Genomic DNA, 19,133 nt, shown 5'->3' on the forward strand with positions numbered 1-19,133 from the left:
GTCAGTCCCCGCGCCAGTTCACGCTGTACAGCTCGTGGCGGCGATCGTACAGGTTCTTGACCGTACCGCTGTTGCGCGCAGTCAGCAGCACCTGGGGCCGCAGGTCGGCGAAGGCCACGGTTTCCACGTTGGGGGTGGTGTCGGCGGCGATGCCATCCCGGGCGAAGGGGAAATCACAGGGGGTCAGAATACAGCTCTGACCATACTGCAACTCCATGTTGGGCACATTGGGCAGGTTGCCGACGTTACCGGACATCACCACGAACAGCTGGTTTTCCACCGCACGGGCCTGGCAGCAGTAGCGCACCCGCAGATAGCTCTGGCGCTCGTCGGTGCAGAAGGGTACGAACAGGATCTGGATACCCTGGTCCACCAGGTGGCGGGTGACTTCCGGGAACTCCGCGTCGTAGCAGATCAGTACGCCGATGGGGCCACAGTCGGTCTCGATCGCAGCTACCCGACGGCCGCCGCTGATGTTCCACCAGTAAGCTTCGTTCGGCGTGGGGTGGATCTTGGGCTGGCTGAAGACCTGGCCGTCCCGCAGGAAGATGTAGGCCATGTTGTAGATGCTGCCGTCCGCCTCGCGGACCGGCGTGGAACCGCCGACGATGTTGATGTTGTAACGCAGGGCCAGGTCCCGCATCAGGTCGTGATAGGCCCCGGCGTATTCGGTGATCGCCTCTATGGCCGCGGCGGGGCTTTCCTTGCGTCGCTCGATCGACAGCAACTGCAGCGTAAACAGCTCCGGGAAGACTACGAAATCCCCTTTATAGGTGGACACCACGTCGACGAAGTAGGTGACGATGTCGCTGAACGCCTCGAACGAAGCCACCGGGCGCTGTTGATATTGCACGGTGCCCACCCGCACCGTATCGGGCATGCGCTTGCCGTAGCGTTTCTGCTTGCCACGCTCGCCGTTGCGCGCCACTGCGGGGTTGCGCCACACCAGGTGGATCCCATAGCCCATGGAATCGTGGTCGGCATCCAGGTAATGGGGGATGATGCCGTGGATCTCGAACTCGTTGTGAAGCTGGAATGACAGCACATCGTCACGCTGCTTCTTGGCCTTGATCGCCTCGACATAGGCCTCGACGGAGTCAAACTTGCGTATCCGCCGGCGCAGGGACGGCAGACGCCCGGCGAACACCACTCCCTGGAGCTCCAGGCTCTGACACAGCGCCTTGCGCTCATTGTAGAGACGCTGGCCGATCCGGTAGCCGCGGTAATCCGGGTCGACACAGACCTCCATTCCGTAGAGCCAGTCGCCCTCCGGATCGTGACGGGAGGCGTAGCCATTGCCGGTGATGGATGTCCAGTCGTGGGGCGCCAGCGCCACCTCACCGGCAATTCGGAAGGTCGCGCAGTAGCCCACCACCTGATCCCCCACCACGGCGACGAACTGGCCTTCCGGGAAGTTGTTCATCTGCCCGGTCAACGGGCCCTCGGTGTAGCCGTACATGCCGGTGTTGGCATAGACCCGGCGACTCAGGCGAATGATGGCGGGGATATCCTGCAGGGTGGCCTGGCGCACATACAGGCGCTCATTGGGATCGCTGAACGGCGGACACATGGGCACCTCCAGTTTGTCGCGACGATCAATCCATCGTTCTCCGCCACCACCCCTGTCGTCAATAGGGGGTTGTGAAACGGGGCTTTCGAACCGGCGGAGGAAACCGGTAGGCAGGTAAACGCTCATTGACCCAACATGCTGCATCGGTTGGCCGGGCTGTGGATGCCGTTAGGGGAGCGGTGGGGCCACTGGTGCGCAAAAAAGCGGGCGTGGCACACCGGAGAAGGGTCTCCGTTACGCGGCGCCCGCAGGTAGGCTCAGATGGAAAAGCACGGGGTGCAGCGGCACCCCATTGGGTCGGCCGTCAGTACCGGAACAGCCAGGGCAGGAGTACCTCACCGTAACCCCAGAGCATGACGGTCACGGCCAACAGGCCTTCAAGCACCAGCACCCCGACGGCCAGGGTGGTACTGGATACGATGAAACCTTCTTCCGAACTGATCCCCAGGAAATAGGGAATGCCCAGATAGAGCAGGTAGGCACTGATGCATAAACCCACGATGCCCGCCAGCAGACACAGCCAGACCAGCGGATACACGGCGACCAGGCCACTGAGGAACATGGGCGTGGCGATATAACCGGCAAAGATCACGCAGCGGCGCCGGCTCGGGGGCTTTCTGAACCGGTGGGCCATCCAGTAAATCACGTTGCCAACCAGGAACACCGAAGCCAGGATCGCGATATAGAACGCAATACCGGCATAGAGCGCACTTAGCAGGTCCAGCTTGATAAAGGCATGTTCGCCTCCAAAGCCCCATCCCACCTGGGTCGTACCAATGTAGGCGCAGATAACGGGAACAGCGGCGAGCGTAAACACATGGTGCGCATAGAGATGCGTCACCGTTTCGTGCTCGTCCTCGATATGGCCCCATTCACTTTTCGGGTGGGTCAGAAGGCCCCAGACGTGTGTCAGCATACAAGCACCCCCTCTCAACGGCGATGATGGCTTTCTACACTTAGAACGGTTCAGTTACTCAAACATATAGTTGATGATTCTGAAAATAGCACACCGGATATCGAACAGAAATTGCCCGGATCAATCACGAACCACCAGTCAGCACATTGAAACAGGGGCGCTCGAAACGTCAGGGGAAGCCGATCCGGCGAGCCGGGAGAGAGAGGAAAAACGAGCTGCTACAACACACTACAGCAGCCCGTCAGAATCGAGCTTCAGGCCAGGAAGGCCGGCAGGACACCGTTGATGCCCATCATCAGGCTCAATACACATACCGTAAGAATGGAGAAACCGAAGTTGCCCTTGGCCCACTTCACGTTGTCTTCGGTACGGAAACCGGCGAGTCCCAACTTCAGCCAGTAAAGCCCCATCAGCAGCATCACCACGAAGTAGGCGATGCCGGTATAACCCGCCAGACTCAGCGACAGCGCCGCCAGCATGAACGCGATGGTATAGCCCACAATATGGAACTTGGCCGTACGAATGCCCTTGACGACCGGCAGGACCGGAATGCCGGCCATCTGGTAGTCGCGGAAGCGGAAGATGGCAATCGCGTAGGAATGCGGCATCTGCCACAGGCAGAAGGTGACCAGGATGATCGCCGCGCCGGTGTCGAACTGCCCTGTCACGGCACAGTAGCCCACCACCGGCGGGACCGCCCCGGACAGGCTGCCAATCAGCGTGCCGTATACGGAGTGCCGCTTGGAGTAGAGGCTGTAGGCGCCCACGTAGATCGCAAAGCCGAATACCGCCAGGCCCGCCGTCAGCACGTTGGTGGCCAGCAGCATGGTGAAACCGGCCAGGCCCAGCAGGGTCGCGAAACCCAGGGTCGTGGCCGGTGTGATCGTTCCCTGAACAAGGGGCCGGTTCCGGGTGCGTTCCATCACCGCGTCGATATCGCGATCGATCAGGTTATTGAACGCGCAGCCGGAGGCAATCACCAGGGCCAGTCCCACCAGCGTGACAATGAACAGACCCGGGCTGAACTCACCCTGGGCGGCCAGGAAGAAGCCGCCCATGACGGAGATCGAATTACCGAAAATGATCCCCGGCTTGGTGAGCGCGATGAACTGCCCAAGCACGTCTTTGAAGGACGTGCCCGGCATTACATCAAGTTGAGGTTCAGGTGATACATAATCCACAGGGTGCCACCAATGACGAGGACCAGGATCACGGCAGTGAAGAAGACGAAGGAACCGGAATCACGGCCTTCCTGCGTCTTCAGGTTCAGGTGCATGAACAGGATCAGCTGAATCAGCACCTGGCATACCGCCAGGATCGCAATTGCAATGACAACGAACGTCTCGTCGAATCCGCCTTTCATCACCATGCCGAACGGAACGATCGTCAGCAGGATGGAAAGGATCAGCCCGATAATGTAGGACTTGGTGCTGCCGTGGCTATGGCTGTCGTGGTCGTGAGAGTGACTCATTTACAGTGCTCCCATCAGGTAGACGAAGGTGAACACGCAGATCCACACGATGTCGAGGAAGTGCCAGAACAGACTCAGGCACATGATGCGCGGACGCGTCATGTCGGTCAGGCCTTTGGTGGACAGCTGGATCAGCATGATCGCCATCCACAGCAGACCGAAGCTTACGTGCAGGCCGTGCGTGCCGACCAGCGCGAAGAAGGAGGACAGGAACGCGCTGCGATCCGGCCCCAGGCCTTCCAGGATCAGGTGATGGAATTCATAGATCTCCATCCCGACGAAGCCTGCGCCGCAGGCGAAGGTGACCACCAGCCAGCCAATGACCTGCTTGACCTTGTCCTTGTGCATCGCCAGCACGGCCAGGCCGTAGGTGAAACTGGAGAACAGCAGCAGGAAGGTCTCGATCAGGACGAAGTCCAGTTCGAAAATGTCCTTGCCGCCCGGGCCGCCGGCGGTGCCGTTGTGCAGCACGCCGTAAGTCGCGAACAACGAGCCGAAGATGATCAGGTCACTCATCAGGTACACCCAGAAGGCGTACATCTTGGTGCCGGTCATGTCGTGGTGTTCGTGATCGTCGTGGCCACCATGCGCGGCCACGTGTTGGTTGGTCATCGTATCTGTTGCCATGATTACGCCTGCATCTCCACCTGTTTATGGTGTTCGGTCTCTATCCGCTTCACTTCCTCGGCGGGCACGTAATAGTCGATGTCCTCGTTGAAGATCCGCCCCATGAAGGCCGCGAACATACCCAGGGCACCAACGCCGACCAGCCACCAGATGTGCCAGACCAGGGCGAAGCCAAACACGATGCTGAAGGCACCCATCACCGGACCGGCAACGGTATTGCGCGGCATGTGGATGTCCTTGTACTCGATGGCTTCAGGATCGGCCAACTGCGCCTTGCCCTGGTTCTTCTGCTTGTCTTCCCAGAAGTTGTCGATCGAGTGGATCTCGGGCAGATGCGCGAAGTTGTAGTACGGGGGCGGTGAGGACACAGCCCATTCCAGGGTACGACCGTTCCACGGATCGCCGGTGACGTCGCGGTTCTTCTCGCGGTCACGGATGCTGACAATCAGTTGGATCGCGGTGCAGGCGATGCCGCACAGGATCAGGACCGCACCGAACCAGGCCACGATCATCAGCGGCTGCCATTCGGTGTTGGCGTAGGACTGCATCCGACGCACCGCACCGTAGAAGCTCAGGATGTACAGCGGCATGAACGCTACGTAGAAACCGACCAGCCAGAACCAGAAGGAACGCTTGCCCCATTTCTCGTCCAGCTTGAAGCCGAAGGCTTTCGGGAACCAGAAGGTGTAGCCGGCCATCATGCCGAACACCACGCCGCCGATAATGACGTTATGGAAGTGCGCGATAACGAACAGGCTGTTGTGCAGCACGAAATCCGCCGCCGGCACCGCCAGCATCACACCGGTCATACCACCCAGGGTGAAGGTGATGATGAAGCCCAGGGTCCACAGCACCGGGGAGGTGAGTTCCAGACGGCCGCGATACATGGTGAACAGCCAGTTGAAGATCTTCACACCGGTTGGTATGGCGATAATCATCGTCATGATGCCGAAGAAGGCGTTGACGTTGGCCCCCGCACCCATGGTGAAGAAGTGGTGCAACCAGACGATGAAAGACAGGACGCCGATTGCCAGGGTCGCCCAGACCATGGTGTTGTAGCCAAACAGACGCTTCTTGGCGAAGGTCGAAATCACTTCCGAGAACACGCCGAACGCCGGCAGGATCAGGATGTACACCTCAGGATGGCCCCAGGCCCAGATGAGGTTCACGTACATCATCATGTTGCCGCCCATATCGTTCGTGAAGAAATGGAAATCGAAGTAACGATCCAGGGTCAGCAGGGCGATGGTCGCAGTCAGAATCGGGAAGGCCGCGATGATCAGTACGTTGGTCACCAGGCAGGTCCAGGTGAAGATAGGCAGACGGAACAGGGTCATGCCCTTGGTGCGCATCTTCATGATGGTGACGAAGAAGTTGATGCCGGTCAGGGTCGTACCGATACCGGATATCTGCAGCGCCCATATCCAGTAATCCACCCCAACGCCGGGACTGTATTTCGCCTCCGACAACGGCGCGTAGGCCAGCCAACCGGTCTTGGCGAACTCACCCACGAACAGGGAGACGTTCACCAGCACGACACCGGCCGCGAACAGCCAGAAACTCAGGTTGTTCATGAACGGGAAGGCAACGTCGCGCGCGCCGATCTGCAGCGGAACCACCAGGTTCATCAGACCGATCACCATCGGCATGGCAACGAAGAAGATCATGATCACGCCGTGGGCGGAGAAGATCTGGTCATAGTGTTCCGGGGGCAGGTAGCCCTCGGCACCGCCAGCGGCCATGGCCTGCTGGGTCCGCATCATGATGGCGTCCGCGAAACCACGGACCAGCATGACCAGGGCCACCAGGAAGTACATGATGCCCAGTTTCTTGTGGTCGATGGAGGTAATCCACTCACTCCACAGGTAGGTCCACTTCTTGTTGACCGTAATCCAGCCAACGAGAGCCGCGCCCACAATGGCAATCACGGCCACCGTCGACATGATGATCGGCTCGTGAAAGGGAATCGATTCGAGACTTAGTTTTCCGAACATATGCTTACTCCGCTGCCTCTGCGCTCATGCGCTCGCCATGCTCTTGTTCACCGATTTCACCATGCTCATCGCTGATGCCCTTGCGGAAGCTGTTGAGGATGTCGTTGTAGAGATTCGGTGAAACCTTCGAGAAGTACTGAACCGGCACGTCTTCACTCGGCTTGGCCAGTTCCTGGTAACCGTCGTCAAAGGACAGGGTCTGGGTGGACTCGTCCTTGACCTTCTGTACCCACGCCTTGAAGTCTTCCTGGGTCATGGAATGCGTCGGGAAGGTCATCCCGGCAAAGCCGGCACCACTGTAGTTGGAGGACTTGCCCTGCCATTCCCCGGTTTCATCTGCAATCAGGTGCAACTGACTGTCCATACCCGCCATGGCATAGATCTGCGAACCCAGTTCCGGCACCCAGAAGGCGTTCATGACAGAACCGGAGCTGATGTGGAAACGGATCGGCGTATCGGTCGGAATCGCCAGCTCGTTGACGGTGGCGATGTGCTGGTCCGGATAGATAAACAGCCACTTCCAGTCGAGAGAGACCGCCTGGATTTCCATCGTCTCCTTGCCGTCCTCGGCAATCGGCTTCATCGGGTTGAGGCTATGAGAGGTAACCCAGGTCAGGATCGCGAGGACGACGATGATCACGCAGGGAATCAGCCAGACCACGATCTCGATGGCCGTTGAGTGCGCCCAGTTCGGCTTGTAGGTCGCGTCCTTATTGCTTTCGCGATAGCGGTAGGCGAAGAGCAGCGTCATGACGATTACGGGGATAACGACAATCAGCATCAATGCGAATGCCGTGATGATCAGGACCTTCTGTTCCTCACCGACCTGCCCCTTTGGATCCATCAGCGCCGAGCTGCAACCCGACAACAGCAATGGCAAAGCGGCTAGTAGTACAGCGCCCAAGACGCGTAAATAGCTCTTCTCTCTCATTTTTCAACCTCATTAGAGCAAGGGCAGACCAAGGCCTGACGGGCAAGCTCATATGTAGCTAACAATGGATTACGGAAATTTCAGGAATCGATTGCGGACAGCGCGGGCCAGCCAGGCTCGACTGCGCGCAGGTGAAGCCTGACTCCATGCAGAAATCGGCGCCAATAGTGGAGTAGCTCAAAGCCGGATTCCACCAGAGACATGACGCAAGTCATGCGGGCGCATTTGACGCCGGCGATTCTCCCAGTTAGTAGGGAAACCGACAACATCGCATGATGCGACACAGCCACTCCACTCACCGATCATGACGGACAGACCGCCAGCCTGACTCCTGAAAACCCTGGACAGGCTCTCTTTCCGACCCGGTATATCCGACCCGGGTTGCCACATCGACGCCGACATCAACATCGCAACACGGGTCATTCCCTCAGCGGGCCCGGAGTCTATCACACCGTTAATGAGGCGCCATGCCCGCCCAAACCCTTGACCCTTTAGCCGGTCAAAGGTTTTAACGTGCATCCCTATGGACTCAGGATGTTGCCAAACGCAGCCGACACGGGGCAAAGCGGGTGAATGCCGTCCAGACACGCGGCATATCGTAAGCCGGATAACCAGCCCCGACAGCACCATACGCCCGCGACACTTTGTCGCGGCACTTTATTCTGCAACACTCCACACTCATGCCTGACCGGCACATACGTTGAGCAAGGAGGTCGTTTTGAGCGGATTCGAGATGATTGCCTGGCTATCCATTGCCCTGGGACTGCTGACGGCACTGGCCATTGCGGCTGACGTCAAGCGAAACCCACAGCATATGGCCATTATGAACATCACCTGGCCGGTCACCGGCCTCTACTTCCCGATCGTTGGCTGGTGGCTCTACAAGTCGATTGGACTGAAAGGACACGGTGAGAAGCCGTTGTGGCAGGGGGTTTTCGTCTCCACGACCCACTGTGGCGGTGGCTGCACCCTGGGGGATACCGTTGCAGCGCCCCTGACGACCCTGTTCGGCGTCACCGTGTTCGGCTCGGCCCTGCTGGGTCACTTTGCAGGCGAATTCGTGGGCGCCTACCTGTTCGGCATCCTGTTCCAGTTCCTGCCCATCATGAGCATGGGCGACGGCAATTGGCGAAGCGCCCTGGGGGATGCCATCAAGGCCGACACCCTGTCCCTGGTGGCCTTCGAGATCGGCATGTTCGGCTGGATGGCCATCGCTTCGGTGCTTTGGCTGGGCATGGAGCCCCGCCCCGATACGCCGCAGTTCTGGTTCATGATGCAGATCGGCATGATCCTGGGCCTTGCCACCGCCTACCCGGCCAACTGGTGGCTGGTGCAGCGCGGCGTGAAACACGCCATGTAGCGCAGACTGTTCAGGAGCGCCTGTCGTCGGAATCTTTCTCCTCTTCCGGCGACAGGTAATAATCGTGCTCCTCAAAGCGCTTGGCTTCCGGGTCCTCGATGTCGTTCTTGCGACGCCCGCGATAGAGCCAGACCGCCACAACAGCAACAACGACAAGCACCACGATCCATTTCATTCGTCTGACCTCCAAGGCCACGGCTTATACTTCTGTTTAACGCCGGAGTGTCGGGCCCGTCAACCGTTTTGACCGCATCGCCGCACAACCCCGGCCAGCCAGGGACGCCAAGCCTCCGGCAGCCCCAGCGGGCAGGGATGCCCCCTTACATTTCCGATATTTATCGTTACATGAAACTCAGTTAATGTTCTGACTGATACGGCCCTTCAGGCCGCCATTTCCAGGGATGCCACCACAAGGAAGCTCATGAAACGTATCCTGATTGCCGCTGTTGTTGTCATTGCCGGCGGCCTGTTCTTCGCCCAGTACCAGATGACCAGCACCGTCCGGGACCAGTTGGACAAGACCGTCCAGTTGGCCAGCTTCTACGGCCAGCTGAGCTATGACGACGTCTCCGTCACGCCCACCGGTAACCTCGAGATCAGCGGGATCCGTTTTTCGCCCCATACCGTCGACGACTCGATCCGCATGGACAAGCTGGTCCTGGAAACCGATAACCCCTGGGTGCTGTACACCTTGTCCGACGAACTGAGAAGCGGCCATGTACCGGATCACCTGGCGCTGAACGTCGTCGGCCTGCGCATTGACCCGCATGGCCCGCTGATGCAGGCGGCCGTTGAACGCCAGGGCGGGGAAGGCATGATGACCCAGCTGGGGCTGGCAGGCTGCGGCGATCACAGCCGGAACGCCGGATCGGCCACAGGCGGCGCTGTTGACATCATCGACATGAGCCTGGGATACCAGCAGACGCAGGGTGGCAGCCAGCTCGACATCCTGTCCCGGGTGACGATCCACGGCCAGAACACCCTCACCACCCAACTGACGCTGGATCCCGGTGGTGCCCTGAACGCTTTCAACGGCCTGCAAAGCGCCCGCTCCGTGGCACTCAAGAGCGCCGAGTTCCAGATCCGGGATCAGGGCGCGGTCCAGCAAGGCCTGGAAGACTGCGCCCGTGAGACCGGTATGAGCGTGGAGGCATTCCAGAAACATCATCTCAAGGCCTGGAGAGCCGTCTGGTCAAAGCATGCCCTGGCTCCCGACGACGCGCTGGCCAACGCCTACAAACAGTACATTGAGCATCCGGGAAGCACTCTTGAGCTCACCATCGAGCCTTTCCCGCCGATCAGCACGGAAGACCGGTACCTGAGTACCGACCCCGACTACCTGAGCGGACGCCTCAATCCCAAAGTGGGCATCGACGGCGGCCCCCTGAAGCCTTTCAGGATCAGCCAGACGGAAACGACAGCCGCCGCCGGCGAGCCGGCAACCGGGTCGTTAGCGGAGCCGCCCGAGCCGAAACCGGCCGCCGCCGCGCCCCAAACGGCCCGGGAAGCGCCGACAGGTCCGGCCACCATAGCCGTCAACGAGCTGAACCGGCACATGCACCAGGCACTCCGCATCGTCCTGAACAGCGGCAAGGTGCTCGAGGGTCGCCTGCAAGCGGTGGAAGGTCAGCGCCTGCAGCTTCAGCGCCGGATGTTCGGCGGCAATATGGTGGTTCCGGTCAACTACAGCGATATACAGACCATCCAACGCCAGTAGGTCGAGCGACGACAGGGCTGCGGGAATGTCGCGCAGCCCTCAATGCCGCTGGTGACCCGATCGGTGCCGTTCTCCAGTTGCCGGCCTAGGCCATTTTCTCCAGCATCGCAGCCATCATGGCGTGAATTTTGTTCACCGCCTTGAGCGGTCGGATCATCACCTTGAAGTCCACGATCCGCCCCTCGCCGTCGCAGCGGATCATGTCGACACCATTGACCTGTATCCCGTCCAGCTCCGTGGTGAACTCCAGCACGGCGTTGTTGCCGTCCAGGACTTCGCGGGTGTAGTGGAAATGCTCGTTGTTGAGGGTGTGCAGGGCGGCGGTGAGATAGAGTTTGGTGACTGCCTTGCCTTGCTGGGGCGTGTGCACCACCGGCGAATGGAATGTCACGTTGTCCGCCAGCAGATCGTCCAGCGCCTGCGGGTTGCGGGCCTCGACCAGGTCGTGCCAGCGTTTGATGGTTGTTGTAATCATCTCTGTGGTTTCCGTATCAATGGCCGCCACACCTGCCTGTGCAGACGGCTTTTCCAGATGGCCCGTCTCGGCCGACCTGACAAAGATACGAGTACAAACCGAAAGTTACAAAGCTGTTCTTGCAGCCCCGCGCCACTTTTTCCAATACTGCCGTCATCGTCCCGACTCTTCCGGACCGCGCTCCGGGCGGTTCCGAACGGCCTGTAAGGAAAAACGCAGTGGCAACTCCAATCGACAAGTACCTCAATGTCCTGGCGAAACACGACGGCTCCGACCTTTACCTGAGTACCGGCGCACCGCCCAGCGCCAAGTTCCAGGGCACGCTCAAGCCCCTGTCACAGCAATCGCTGACCGCCGGCCAGGTGGAAGCCATCGCCATGGAGCTGATGGACGCGGAGCAGAAGCAGATCTTCGCCAACGAGCTGGAAATGAACCTGGCGGTGTCAATTCCCGGCGTGGGCCGCTTCCGGGTAAACATCTTCAAGCAGCGCAATGAGGTCGCCATCGTCGCGCGGAACATCAACACCGAGATCCCGAAATTCGAAGACCTCGGCCTGCCACCGGTGCTCAAGGAACTGGTGATGGAAAAACGCGGGCTGATCCTGTTCGTCGGCGGCACCGGCTCGGGCAAGTCCACCTCGCTGGCGTCGCTGATCGACCTGCGCAACTCGTCGGTGGGCGGCCACATCATCACCATCGAGGACCCGGTGGAGTACGTGCACAAGCACAAGAAATCCATCGTCAACCAGCGTGAAGTGGGCGTCGACACCCGCAGCTTCCGCAACGCCCTGAAGAACACCCTGCGCCAGGCGCCGGACGTGATCCTGATCGGCGAGATCCGCGACCGGGAAACCATGGAGCACGCCCTGGAATTCGCGGAAACCGGCCACCTGGCCATCTCCACCCTGCACGCCAACAACGCCAACCAGGCGCTGGAACGGATCATCAACCTGTTCCCGGACGAGAAGCGTCCGGCCCTGCTGATGTCCCTGGCCCAGAATATCCGCGGTTTCGTCTCCCAACGCCTGATCCCGACGGTGGACGGCAAGCGCTGTGCGGCCGTGGAAGTCCTGCTGGGCACCAAGACCATCCAGGAGCTCATCCTCAAGAACCGCCTGACCGAGATCAAGGAGATCATGGAGAAATCCGAGAACCTCGGCATGCAGACCTTCGATGCCGCGCTGTTCAAGCTCTACCAGAGCGGCCGGATAGGCCTGGACGACGCCATCGCCAACGCCGATTCGCCCAACAACCTGCGCCTGCGGATCAAGCTGGAGAGTGGCGAGGCCGCGGCGTCGGTCGCAACGCCGCCCGCAGCACCGGCGGCCGAGGACAGGCCCGCGACCGCGTCCAGCTTCATGGACCTCAAGCTGGAAGACATCGAGGAGGATGAGGACGACCCGGATACCGGCAACTCCGGCACCCTGCATCCCTGATATTCACGCCCGGGCGGGCCGGTCGGCCCGTCTGTCTCTCCCAAAGACGTCGCTCGACAAATGGACATCTCCACGTAGTTGACAGTATCAACCACCCAGTATTATGGTTGACACTATCAACAACAAGGAGAGACCGATGTCACTCACCTCGCTCGGCGAGCCCCTGCACCGACTGACCCACGCCTACCGCTCCTTCATGCGGTCAGCCGTCGTCGATGCCGGTATCGGCCTGCCGATCACCCACTTTCGGGTCCTCAAGGCGATCTGGAAGCGGGAGCGGTGTACCGCCCACTTCATCGCCCAGTGCATGCGCCGGGACAAGGCCCAGATCACCCGGGTTCTCAACGAGCTGCTGGGCGAAGGGCTGATCGTCAAAGTGGACAACCCCGAAGACCGCCGCAGTCAGCTGCTGCGGCTGACGTCCGACGGCCAGACCATGGTCGGCCGGATGCAGACGGTGGAGCAGATCGCCATGGACCACATGACCCGTCATCTCAAGCCCGACGACGTCGATACCTTCATCACACTGGCAAACGTCATGGCCGACAACCTGCAGGATGCAGCAGGCCAGGACGGGACCATCAACACCGGAGAATCGAACCATGCCAAGACCGGCACCCCGTGAACTGGAAGTGATCGGCTCCCGCTACGTGACCCCGCACATGCTGCGCGTCACCCTTGGGGGCGACAACCTGGCTGACTTTCCCGAAGACCAGGACAGCGCCTACATCAAGTTGGTGTTCCCGCAAGCCGACGGCGAACGCCCGCTCATGCGCACCTACACCATCCGCCACCAGCGCCCCCGGCAACTGGACGTGGATTTCATGATCCACGACACCGAGGGACCGGCCTCCACCTGGGCACAAAAAGCGCAACCCGGCGACCGCATCCTGGTCGGCGGTCCCGGCGCCCGCAAGCTGATCAACCCGGACGCCGACTGGTTCCTGCTGGCCGGCGACATGACCGCCCTGCCGGCGATCAGCGTCAACCTGGAAACAATGCCTGCGGATGCGCGAGGCTACGCCGTTCTCGAAGTGCTCGACGAAGCCGATATCCAGCCGCTGGAGCACCCGGAAAACATCGAGCTGCACTGGGTTATCAATCCGGAGCCGGATCCCCAGGGCGCGGTGATTGTCGATCGCATCCAGCAACTGGAGTGGCTGGACGGGGAACCGTCGGTGTGGGCCGCCTGCGAGTTCAGCGGCATGCGCAACCTGCGCCGCTACTTCAAGCAGGAGAAAGAAGTGGGTCGCCGGAACCTGTACGTCTCGAGCTACTGGAAAATCGGCGTCAGCGAAGACCAGCACAAGCTGGCCAAGCGCCAGGACGCCGAGACCGAAGGCGCCTGAGGGATCAGGCGTCCTGGTTGAGGTGGGGCGCCAGGATCGCGTGCAGTTCCGGCCGGTTCTGTGCGATCTCCGCCTCGGAGAGGCCTTCCAGCGAGTGCGGGTACTTCAGCCAGGCGTCGGTTTCGTGGATGAAATAGTGCGGTGCCCAGCCCACCTCGTTACGGTCCGGCTTGTAGTAGGGCACGGCGACGCGGATATCGTGGGGCGTGTTCAGGCGCGCCCGCTGGCGCAGTTCGCCGATGATGGCCTCCACCGAACGGCCGGTATCGAAGACATCGTCGACGATCAGCAGGGAATCCTCCTGGGTGACGTGCTTGACCAGATAGTTGAGGCCATGCACCCGCACCGTCCTGCTCTGCTGGTCGATGCCATGGTAGGACGAGGTACGGATCGCGATGTGATCGGTCTCGACGCCGTGATAGTCCAGGAACTCCTGCACCGCAATGCCGATGGGCGCTCCGCCGCGCCAGACCGCGATCATGAACGTGGGACGAAAACCGGAGTTGAGAACCTGCGCGCCCAGGCGGAAGGCATCTTCCAGAAGGCTCTGCGCACTGATGTACTGTTTGTCTGCCATGGCACCACAACGGCTTGGATAATGGCGCCATAATCCCATTAAACCGCCGCCCGCGGCAAACCGGCAGCCAGGAGCCCCGCCACCCCGGCTGGCGTCCGCCGGCGCCGGCGATTAACCTATGGATCCCGGATGCGATACCATCCGGTCTTGATTCCAACCGCCGCCGGAACCGAGCCGCCATGACCCAGACAATCCCGAAACCCGCCCGTTCCCGTCGTTTCCTGCAGGAAGCCGACCTGATCGAAGACGCGTTCCGCTTGGGGGTTCAGGTGTACGAAAGCGGATTCCGGCCCAATTTCATCGTCGGGCTTTGGCGCGGCGGCAGTGCCATCGGCATCTATGTGCAGGAATGCCTGCAGACCCTGGGCGTCGCCACGGATCACATCGCCCTGCGCACCTCCTACCGGGGCATGCACGACTACGACGCCATGGTGGCCTCGCCGGAGGAGAACATCCGCGTCCACGGCACCCACTACCTGCTGGACAACCTGAACCACGACGACCGCCTGCTGATCGTCGACGATGTCTTCAGCACCGGCCACAGCATTGCCGCCGTGCTCAAGCGGCTGAACAGCCAGCTCAAGCGCAACATGCCGCAGGACACCCGGATCGCCACGCTCTACCAGCGTCCCGGCGCCAACCGGACCGGCCTGGAGCCGGACTTCTGCCAGCACACCTCGGAAGACTGGCTGGTGTTTCCCTACGAGCTGAACGGCCTCAGCCGCGACGAGATCGACACCCACAAACCCTTCCTGGGTGCCATCCTGGACAGCGTGAAGACCGGCGGGTAGCGTCGGACCCTCGCGCACCACCGTCGTCACGGCAGTCTGCCACGCCTTGAAACCGCTCTCGATGCAGTCCCGTTTCCTGTAGCAGAACGGTTCCGACCTGATCCTGGAAGACGCCAGACGAACGGGGTCAACCAGGCTCCGCCAGGAAGCCCTTGCCAGTTAGTCCACATGTAAACTATATTTGATTCACATGTGAAACAGATGCCCCATCATGGATCAGCGACTCTTCTACCTGCTCAACAGCGCCCGCCAGCGGGTCTACAACTACGCCGACCAACAGACCGAAAGCGGTCTCGATATCTCGGTCACCCAACTCGGCGCCCTGCTGCTGATCGCCCGCAACGAAGGTTGCCTGCTGAAAGACGTCGCCCGCGGTCTGCACCTGAACAACTCCGCGCTGACCGGACTGGCCAACCGGATGATCCAACGGGAATTGATCGAACGCCGGCCCTGCGAACAGGACGGTCGGGCGGGCCGGCTCTACCTGACCGGGCTCGGCCGCCAGAAGATCGAGGCCGCCAGGCCACTGATCCGCCAATTCAACGACACCATGAGCGCCGGGTTCACCGACGAGGAGATGCAGGTGGTGTACCGCTTCCTGAATCACCTGGTGGACGATTTCTGAGGCGCAGGGAGGAGATCACCATGAGTATTCACACGCCCCTCAGTGCGGGGCGCCAGGACCTGGCGCTCGACACGCCAGCCGGCTACCGCATTCAACTGCGGCTGTTCGAAGGCCCGGAGCCCCGCGCCGTGGTGATTGTTGCCGGAGCCATGGGCGTCGGCCAGCACTGCTACGAGAAGTTCGCCCGCTTCCTGCAGGCGCAGGGCTTCAGTGTCATCACCTTTGACTATGCCGGCACCGGCGCTTCCCTGGAAGGCGCCATGCGCGACTGCCCGGTGCGGATCACCGACTGGGGCGAGCAGGACTGCCGCAGCGTGATCGAGTTTGCCCGCAACCGCCATCCCGGCCTGCCGTGCCACTGGATCGGACACAGCGTCGGCGGCCAGCTGCTGGGCATGACGCCCAACGTCAATGACCTGGACCAGGCCATCACCGTCGCCTGCGGCAGCGGCTACTGGCGGGAGAATTCACCGCCCACCAAACGCATCGCCTGGCTGCTCTGGTACCTGTTCGCCCCGGTCAGCGTGGCGACTGTCGGATACTTTCCCGGTACCCGCCTGCGGATGGTGGGCGACCTGCCACCCAACGTGATCCGTCAGTGGCGCCGCTGGTGCCTGGACCGGGACTACGCCGTCGGCGCCGAGGGTCCGGCCATGCGCGAGCGCTTCGCCGGGGTTTGCATCCCCATCACCGCCATCGCCTTTACCGATGACGAGATGATGTCCCGTCGCAATACGGAATCCCTGCATGGTTTCTACAGCAACGCGACCGTCGACATCCGGCGGGTGGCTCCCGGCGACGTCGGCGAATCGGGGATCGGGCACCTGGGCTGGTTCCGGGAACGGTACCAGGACGCCATCTGGCAGGGCATCCTGCTGCCGTTGCTGACGGATGGCCCGTCTCCCGGGCCGGCATAGCGCTCCGTTTGTGCTACTGTTTCCGCGACACAATGACGCAGGGACACCATGGAAACAGCAGCAACGGCCCGCATAAATGTGGGTAAAATGGCCACCATGGAGTGGCTTACACAATCCCAGACCGGTTTCCGCCAGGCATCCCGCTATCTATTGGCCATGCGTGTGGCCATCGTCACCATGCAACTGGTCACACTCGCCGTCACCCAGGCGGTGGCGCCCAGTTTCTACAGCACCCAGGCCCTGCTGCTGTGCCTCGTCTATGGAGTGTTCGCCACGCTGATCTGGCTGTGGTTCCGCCAGCGCCCGCCGCGTCATGCGCTGACGGTCACCGCCACGCTGGTGGTGGATCTCGTCCTGATCGGCACCTGGCTGCTGAAGACCGGCGGCTACACCAATCCGCTCACACCGGCGCTTCTGCTCCCGATCGCCTTCGGCATCCTGCTGGTCCCGTTGCGCCACAGCATCGTACTGACAGGACTGACGATCACCGCCTATGCCGGGGAGATTCTCTGGCGCTCGCCGGTGTTGCCCAACGAAACCAACTCGCACCTGCCGGACCTCTACCTGCTCGGCATGTGGGTGGCCTTCTCGCTTACCGCCGGCATCCTGATGCTGGTGGTCGGCTCGCTGGCCCGCCAGATCCGCGAACAGCAGGCGCAGTTGTCGGAAACCCGGGAAAGCCGCCTGCGGGACGAACAGATCATCGCCCTGGGCCTGTCGTCGGCCACCGTAGCCCACCGGCTGGGCACGCCGCTGAACACCATGACCCTGCTGGTGGATGAAATGCGCGCCGAGGCCCCGCAACTGGGCGACGACCTGGACATGCTGGAGGAGCAGCTCCAGCTGTGCTCCGGCCATCTCAAGCAGCTTTCCACCGCCGCGATGCAGGTCCGCACCGCGCAGTTGGAAACCCTTCCCGTACAGGACTGGCTGACACGCCTGCGGGAATCGGCCACGCTGCTCTGGCCGGCCGGCCGGATTCGATGGGAACAGCCGTATCCCGAGGCCCGGGTCGCGGTCGATGCCACCCTGGACCAGGCCGTGCTCAACCTGGTCGCCAACGCCCTGACGGCCAGCCCGGAATGGGTCTCCATCGGCGCCCAGGTCCCCGGGCCGGATGTGGTGGAAATCGTGGTCCGTGACCACGGCAAGGGGATGGACATCAGCCAGCAGGGCACCCCGGGCGGCGACGTCGTCAAGTCGGAGCGCGGGCTCGGCGTGGGGCTGTTCCTGTCCAACGCCACGATCCAGCGCCTGGGCGGCACCCTCAAGGCCTTCACCAGTGACGAAGGCACCACCATGATCATCGAGTTGCCACAGGCCGATAAGGTCAGCAGAGGAGAGTGAGATGAGCAAACCGCGTGACTGGCTTCTGGTCGACGACGACGTTGCCTTTTTGCAGGTACTGCAGCGCTCCCTGAACCGGCAGGGCATCCGCACCACCACCGCCAATACCGGCGAACAGGCCCTGGATGCCCTGGCAGAAACCGAATTCGAGCGCTGCGTGCTGGACCTGAACCTGGCCGGCGAGAGCGGCCTGCAACTGCTGCCGGAACTGCTCGTCCGCCAGCCCGACCTGGAGGTGCTGGTGCTTACCGGCTACGGCAGCATTGCCACCGCCGTCGAGGCCATGCGTCGCGGCGCCATCAACTACCTCTGCAAGCCCATCACCGCCAGCCAGTTGATCGGCGGATTCGAACCGGTGGCGGACGAACCCAACCTGCGCATGGCCCCGCCGTCGGTGGAGGAAATGGAATGGGAACACATCCAGCGGGTACTGAACGAAAACGACGGCAACGTGTCCGCCACCGCCCGCGCCCTCAACATGCACCGGCGGACCCTGCAACGGAAACTGCAGAAGCACTCGCGCTGGCGGGACTGACCCCTCAATGCGGTCTAGACGTTTTCACCACCACCGTTGATGAACGAGAACAGCTCTACGTCCGACCGCCGCTGCCAGCCCAGGCTATTCCAGAAGGATTCGCCCAGCGCATTGGTCCGCAGGATCATCACGTGGGACTTGATAATCCCCGCCTGCCGCAGCGCCTCCAGGCAGTCGGCCACCAAACGCGACGCGACGCCCCGGCGCCGATAGTCATCCGCGACCGCCAGATGCTGGATGTATCCCCGCTTGCCGTCATGACCCGCCATCACCGTACCCACCATGTGCCCGCCATCCACCGCCACCCGGCTCAGCCCGGGATTGCGATCCAGATAGCGGGCGATGCCTTCCTTCGAGTCGGCATCGCGAAGCCGTACACCGGCCGTGTCCTGCCAGAGCTGGATCGCGGCATCGTAATCTTCAATCGTCATGGAGCGGTATTGCATTGGAACATCCTTATCGCACCTATTAGGCACGGCGAGTCAACAGAAAAGG

At 61.5% G+C, this 19,133-nt stretch carries 21 protein-coding genes; 10 read left to right on the forward strand and 11 right to left on the reverse strand.

The window, feature by feature from the left end; translation table 11 throughout:
• Position 1: 1 nt before the first annotated feature.
• The 7 genes from EZI54_RS17245 to cyoA all read right to left on the reverse strand — a co-directional run bounded on the left by EZI54_RS17245 (position 2) and on the right by cyoA (position 7,509).
• Positions 2–1,570 (reverse strand): bifunctional GNAT family N-acetyltransferase/carbon-nitrogen hydrolase family protein, encoded by a 1,569-nt coding sequence (locus EZI54_RS17245; RefSeq protein WP_131483124.1) that lies wholly within the window; start codon positions 1,568–1,570, stop codon positions 2–4.
• A 304-nt stretch (positions 1,571–1,874) separates the two neighbouring features.
• A complete protein-coding gene (locus EZI54_RS17250; RefSeq protein WP_131483125.1) occupies positions 1,875–2,486 on the reverse strand; it encodes a Yip1 family protein in 612 nt (203 codons plus the stop codon).
• Positions 2,487–2,740: 254 nt separating this feature from the next.
• Positions 2,741–3,631 (reverse strand): heme o synthase, encoded by an 891-nt coding sequence (cyoE, locus tag EZI54_RS17255; protein WP_207389255.1) that lies wholly within the window; start codon positions 3,629–3,631, stop codon positions 2,741–2,743.
• The gene (cyoD, locus tag EZI54_RS17260) at positions 3,631–3,957 is read right to left on the reverse strand and encodes a cytochrome o ubiquinol oxidase subunit IV (RefSeq protein ID WP_131483126.1); all 327 of its coding nucleotides are present in this window, start codon (positions 3,955–3,957) and stop codon (positions 3,631–3,633) included. Before cyoD ends, cyoE begins: the two co-directional genes overlap by 1 nt.
• Complete coding sequence (locus EZI54_RS17265; protein WP_131483127.1) at positions 3,958–4,584, reverse strand: cytochrome o ubiquinol oxidase subunit III; 627 nt, start codon at positions 4,582–4,584, stop codon at positions 3,958–3,960.
• A 2-nt stretch (positions 4,585–4,586) separates the two neighbouring features.
• The gene (gene cyoB / locus EZI54_RS17270) at positions 4,587–6,578 is read right to left on the reverse strand and encodes a cytochrome o ubiquinol oxidase subunit I (RefSeq protein ID WP_131483128.1); all 1,992 of its coding nucleotides are present in this window, start codon (positions 6,576–6,578) and stop codon (positions 4,587–4,589) included.
• A gap of 4 nt (positions 6,579–6,582) precedes the next feature.
• On the reverse strand, positions 6,583–7,509 hold the full coding sequence (gene cyoA / locus EZI54_RS17275) for a ubiquinol oxidase subunit II (protein WP_131483129.1): 927 nt from the start codon (positions 7,507–7,509) through the stop codon (positions 6,583–6,585).
• 718 nt (positions 7,510–8,227) lie between these two features.
• Here cyoA and EZI54_RS17280 point away from each other — a divergent pair.
• Entirely contained in the window at positions 8,228–8,869 is a 642-nt protein-coding gene (locus tag EZI54_RS17280; protein WP_207389256.1) for a DUF4396 domain-containing protein, read from the forward strand.
• A 10-nt stretch (positions 8,870–8,879) separates the two neighbouring features.
• On the opposite strand, the gene EZI54_RS24485 is transcribed toward EZI54_RS17280, so the two are convergent.
• A complete protein-coding gene (locus EZI54_RS24485; RefSeq protein WP_165495781.1) occupies positions 8,880–9,044 on the reverse strand; it encodes a hypothetical protein in 165 nt (54 codons plus the stop codon).
• 246 nt (positions 9,045–9,290) lie between these two features.
• On the opposite strand from EZI54_RS24485, the gene EZI54_RS17285 reads away from it, so the two are divergent.
• A complete protein-coding gene (locus tag EZI54_RS17285; RefSeq protein ID WP_131483130.1) occupies positions 9,291–10,586 on the forward strand; it encodes a hypothetical protein in 1,296 nt (431 codons plus the stop codon).
• 85 nt (positions 10,587–10,671) lie between these two features.
• Here the strand turns inward: EZI54_RS17285 and EZI54_RS17290 are convergent, their stop codons facing one another.
• Positions 10,672–11,061, reverse strand: coding sequence for a nuclear transport factor 2 family protein (locus tag EZI54_RS17290; protein WP_131483131.1), 390 nt, complete (start codon positions 11,059–11,061; stop codon positions 10,672–10,674).
• Positions 11,062–11,279: 218 nt separating this feature from the next.
• Here EZI54_RS17290 and EZI54_RS17295 point away from each other — a divergent pair, with 218 nt between their 5' ends.
• The 3 genes from EZI54_RS17295 (at position 11,280) to EZI54_RS17305 (ending at position 13,846) form a co-directional block, all read left to right on the forward strand.
• The gene (locus EZI54_RS17295; RefSeq protein ID WP_131483132.1) at positions 11,280–12,497 is read left to right on the forward strand and encodes a PilT/PilU family type 4a pilus ATPase; all 1,218 of its coding nucleotides are present in this window, start codon (positions 11,280–11,282) and stop codon (positions 12,495–12,497) included.
• 136 nt (positions 12,498–12,633) lie between these two features.
• Positions 12,634–13,122, forward strand: coding sequence for a MarR family winged helix-turn-helix transcriptional regulator (locus EZI54_RS17300; RefSeq protein WP_131483133.1), 489 nt, complete (start codon positions 12,634–12,636; stop codon positions 13,120–13,122).
• Positions 13,100–13,846 (forward strand): siderophore-interacting protein, encoded by a 747-nt coding sequence (locus EZI54_RS17305; protein ID WP_131483134.1) that lies wholly within the window; start codon positions 13,100–13,102, stop codon positions 13,844–13,846. The genes EZI54_RS17300 and EZI54_RS17305 overlap by 23 nt, the downstream gene beginning before the upstream one ends.
• A 4-nt stretch (positions 13,847–13,850) precedes the next feature.
• On the opposite strand, the gene EZI54_RS17310 is transcribed toward EZI54_RS17305, so the two are convergent.
• Entirely contained in the window at positions 13,851–14,423 is a 573-nt protein-coding gene (locus tag EZI54_RS17310) for a phosphoribosyltransferase (protein ID WP_131483135.1), read from the reverse strand.
• A gap of 179 nt (positions 14,424–14,602) precedes the next feature.
• Between EZI54_RS17310 and EZI54_RS17315 the strand changes: the two genes are divergently transcribed.
• The 5 genes from EZI54_RS17315 (at position 14,603) to EZI54_RS17335 (ending at position 18,638) form a co-directional block, all read left to right on the forward strand.
• Positions 14,603–15,214 (forward strand): phosphoribosyltransferase, encoded by a 612-nt coding sequence (locus EZI54_RS17315; protein WP_131483136.1) that lies wholly within the window; start codon positions 14,603–14,605, stop codon positions 15,212–15,214.
• A 211-nt stretch (positions 15,215–15,425) separates the two neighbouring features.
• Complete coding sequence (locus EZI54_RS17320) at positions 15,426–15,839, forward strand: MarR family winged helix-turn-helix transcriptional regulator (protein WP_131483137.1); 414 nt, start codon at positions 15,426–15,428, stop codon at positions 15,837–15,839.
• Positions 15,840–15,859: 20 nt separating this feature from the next.
• Positions 15,860–16,756 (forward strand): alpha/beta hydrolase family protein, encoded by an 897-nt coding sequence (locus tag EZI54_RS17325; RefSeq protein ID WP_131483138.1) that lies wholly within the window; start codon positions 15,860–15,862, stop codon positions 16,754–16,756.
• A 48-nt stretch (positions 16,757–16,804) separates the two neighbouring features.
• Positions 16,805–18,103 (forward strand): sensor histidine kinase, encoded by a 1,299-nt coding sequence (locus EZI54_RS17330; protein ID WP_341352860.1) that lies wholly within the window; start codon positions 16,805–16,807, stop codon positions 18,101–18,103.
• Between the two features lies 1 nt (position 18,104).
• Positions 18,105–18,638: a response regulator transcription factor gene (locus EZI54_RS17335; RefSeq protein WP_131483139.1), complete on the forward strand. Its 534-nt coding sequence runs from the start codon at positions 18,105–18,107 to the stop codon at positions 18,636–18,638.
• A gap of 14 nt (positions 18,639–18,652) precedes the next feature.
• On the opposite strand, the gene EZI54_RS17340 is transcribed toward EZI54_RS17335, so the two are convergent.
• Positions 18,653–19,084, reverse strand: a complete 432-nt coding sequence (locus EZI54_RS17340) for a GNAT family N-acetyltransferase (RefSeq protein ID WP_131483140.1) — start codon at positions 19,082–19,084, stop codon at positions 18,653–18,655.
• Positions 19,085–19,133: the final 49 nt, after the last annotated feature.

This window comes from Marinobacter halodurans (assembly GCF_004327985.1).
Taxonomy (GTDB): domain Bacteria; phylum Pseudomonadota; class Gammaproteobacteria; order Pseudomonadales; family Oleiphilaceae; genus Marinobacter_A; species Marinobacter_A halodurans.

What these genes read in the sequence shown, in the direction of transcription:
- EZI54_RS17320 (WP_131483137.1), top strand. Translation starts at nt 15,426, where the DNA reads ATGGATCAGCGACTCTTCTACCTGCTCAACAGCGCCCGCCAGCGGGTC.
- EZI54_RS17330 (WP_341352860.1), top strand. Translation starts at nt 16,805, where the DNA reads ATGGAAACAGCAGCAACGGCCCGCATAAATGTGGGTAAAATGGCCACC.
- EZI54_RS17305 (WP_131483134.1), top strand. Translation starts at nt 13,100, where the DNA reads ATGCCAAGACCGGCACCCCGTGAACTGGAAGTGATCGGCTCCCGCTAC.
- EZI54_RS17285 (WP_131483130.1), top strand. Translation starts at nt 9,291, where the DNA reads ATGAAACGTATCCTGATTGCCGCTGTTGTTGTCATTGCCGGCGGCCTG.
- cyoD (WP_131483126.1), bottom strand. Translation starts at nt 3,957, where the DNA reads ATGAGTCACTCTCACGACCACGACAGCCATAGCCACGGCAGCACCAAG.
- EZI54_RS17315 (WP_131483136.1), top strand. Translation starts at nt 14,603, where the DNA reads ATGACCCAGACAATCCCGAAACCCGCCCGTTCCCGTCGTTTCCTGCAG.
- EZI54_RS17300 (WP_131483133.1), top strand. Translation starts at nt 12,634, where the DNA reads ATGTCACTCACCTCGCTCGGCGAGCCCCTGCACCGACTGACCCACGCC.
- EZI54_RS17340 (WP_131483140.1), bottom strand. Translation starts at nt 19,084, where the DNA reads ATGCAATACCGCTCCATGACGATTGAAGATTACGATGCCGCGATCCAG.
- cyoA (WP_131483129.1), bottom strand. Translation starts at nt 7,509, where the DNA reads ATGAGAGAGAAGAGCTATTTACGCGTCTTGGGCGCTGTACTACTAGCC.
- cyoE (WP_207389255.1), bottom strand. Translation starts at nt 3,631, where the DNA reads ATGCCGGGCACGTCCTTCAAAGACGTGCTTGGGCAGTTCATCGCGCTC.
- EZI54_RS17335 (WP_131483139.1), top strand. Translation starts at nt 18,105, where the DNA reads ATGAGCAAACCGCGTGACTGGCTTCTGGTCGACGACGACGTTGCCTTT.
- EZI54_RS24485 (WP_165495781.1), bottom strand. Translation starts at nt 9,044, where the DNA reads ATGAAATGGATCGTGGTGCTTGTCGTTGTTGCTGTTGTGGCGGTCTGG.
- EZI54_RS17310 (WP_131483135.1), bottom strand. Translation starts at nt 14,423, where the DNA reads ATGGCAGACAAACAGTACATCAGTGCGCAGAGCCTTCTGGAAGATGCC.
- EZI54_RS17325 (WP_131483138.1), top strand. Translation starts at nt 15,860, where the DNA reads ATGAGTATTCACACGCCCCTCAGTGCGGGGCGCCAGGACCTGGCGCTC.
- EZI54_RS17245 (WP_131483124.1), bottom strand. Translation starts at nt 1,570, where the DNA reads ATGTGTCCGCCGTTCAGCGATCCCAATGAGCGCCTGTATGTGCGCCAG.
- EZI54_RS17250 (WP_131483125.1), bottom strand. Translation starts at nt 2,486, where the DNA reads ATGCTGACACACGTCTGGGGCCTTCTGACCCACCCGAAAAGTGAATGG.
- EZI54_RS17290 (WP_131483131.1), bottom strand. Translation starts at nt 11,061, where the DNA reads ATGATTACAACAACCATCAAACGCTGGCACGACCTGGTCGAGGCCCGC.
- EZI54_RS17265 (WP_131483127.1), bottom strand. Translation starts at nt 4,584, where the DNA reads ATGGCAACAGATACGATGACCAACCAACACGTGGCCGCGCATGGTGGC.
- cyoB (WP_131483128.1), bottom strand. Translation starts at nt 6,578, where the DNA reads ATGTTCGGAAAACTAAGTCTCGAATCGATTCCCTTTCACGAGCCGATC.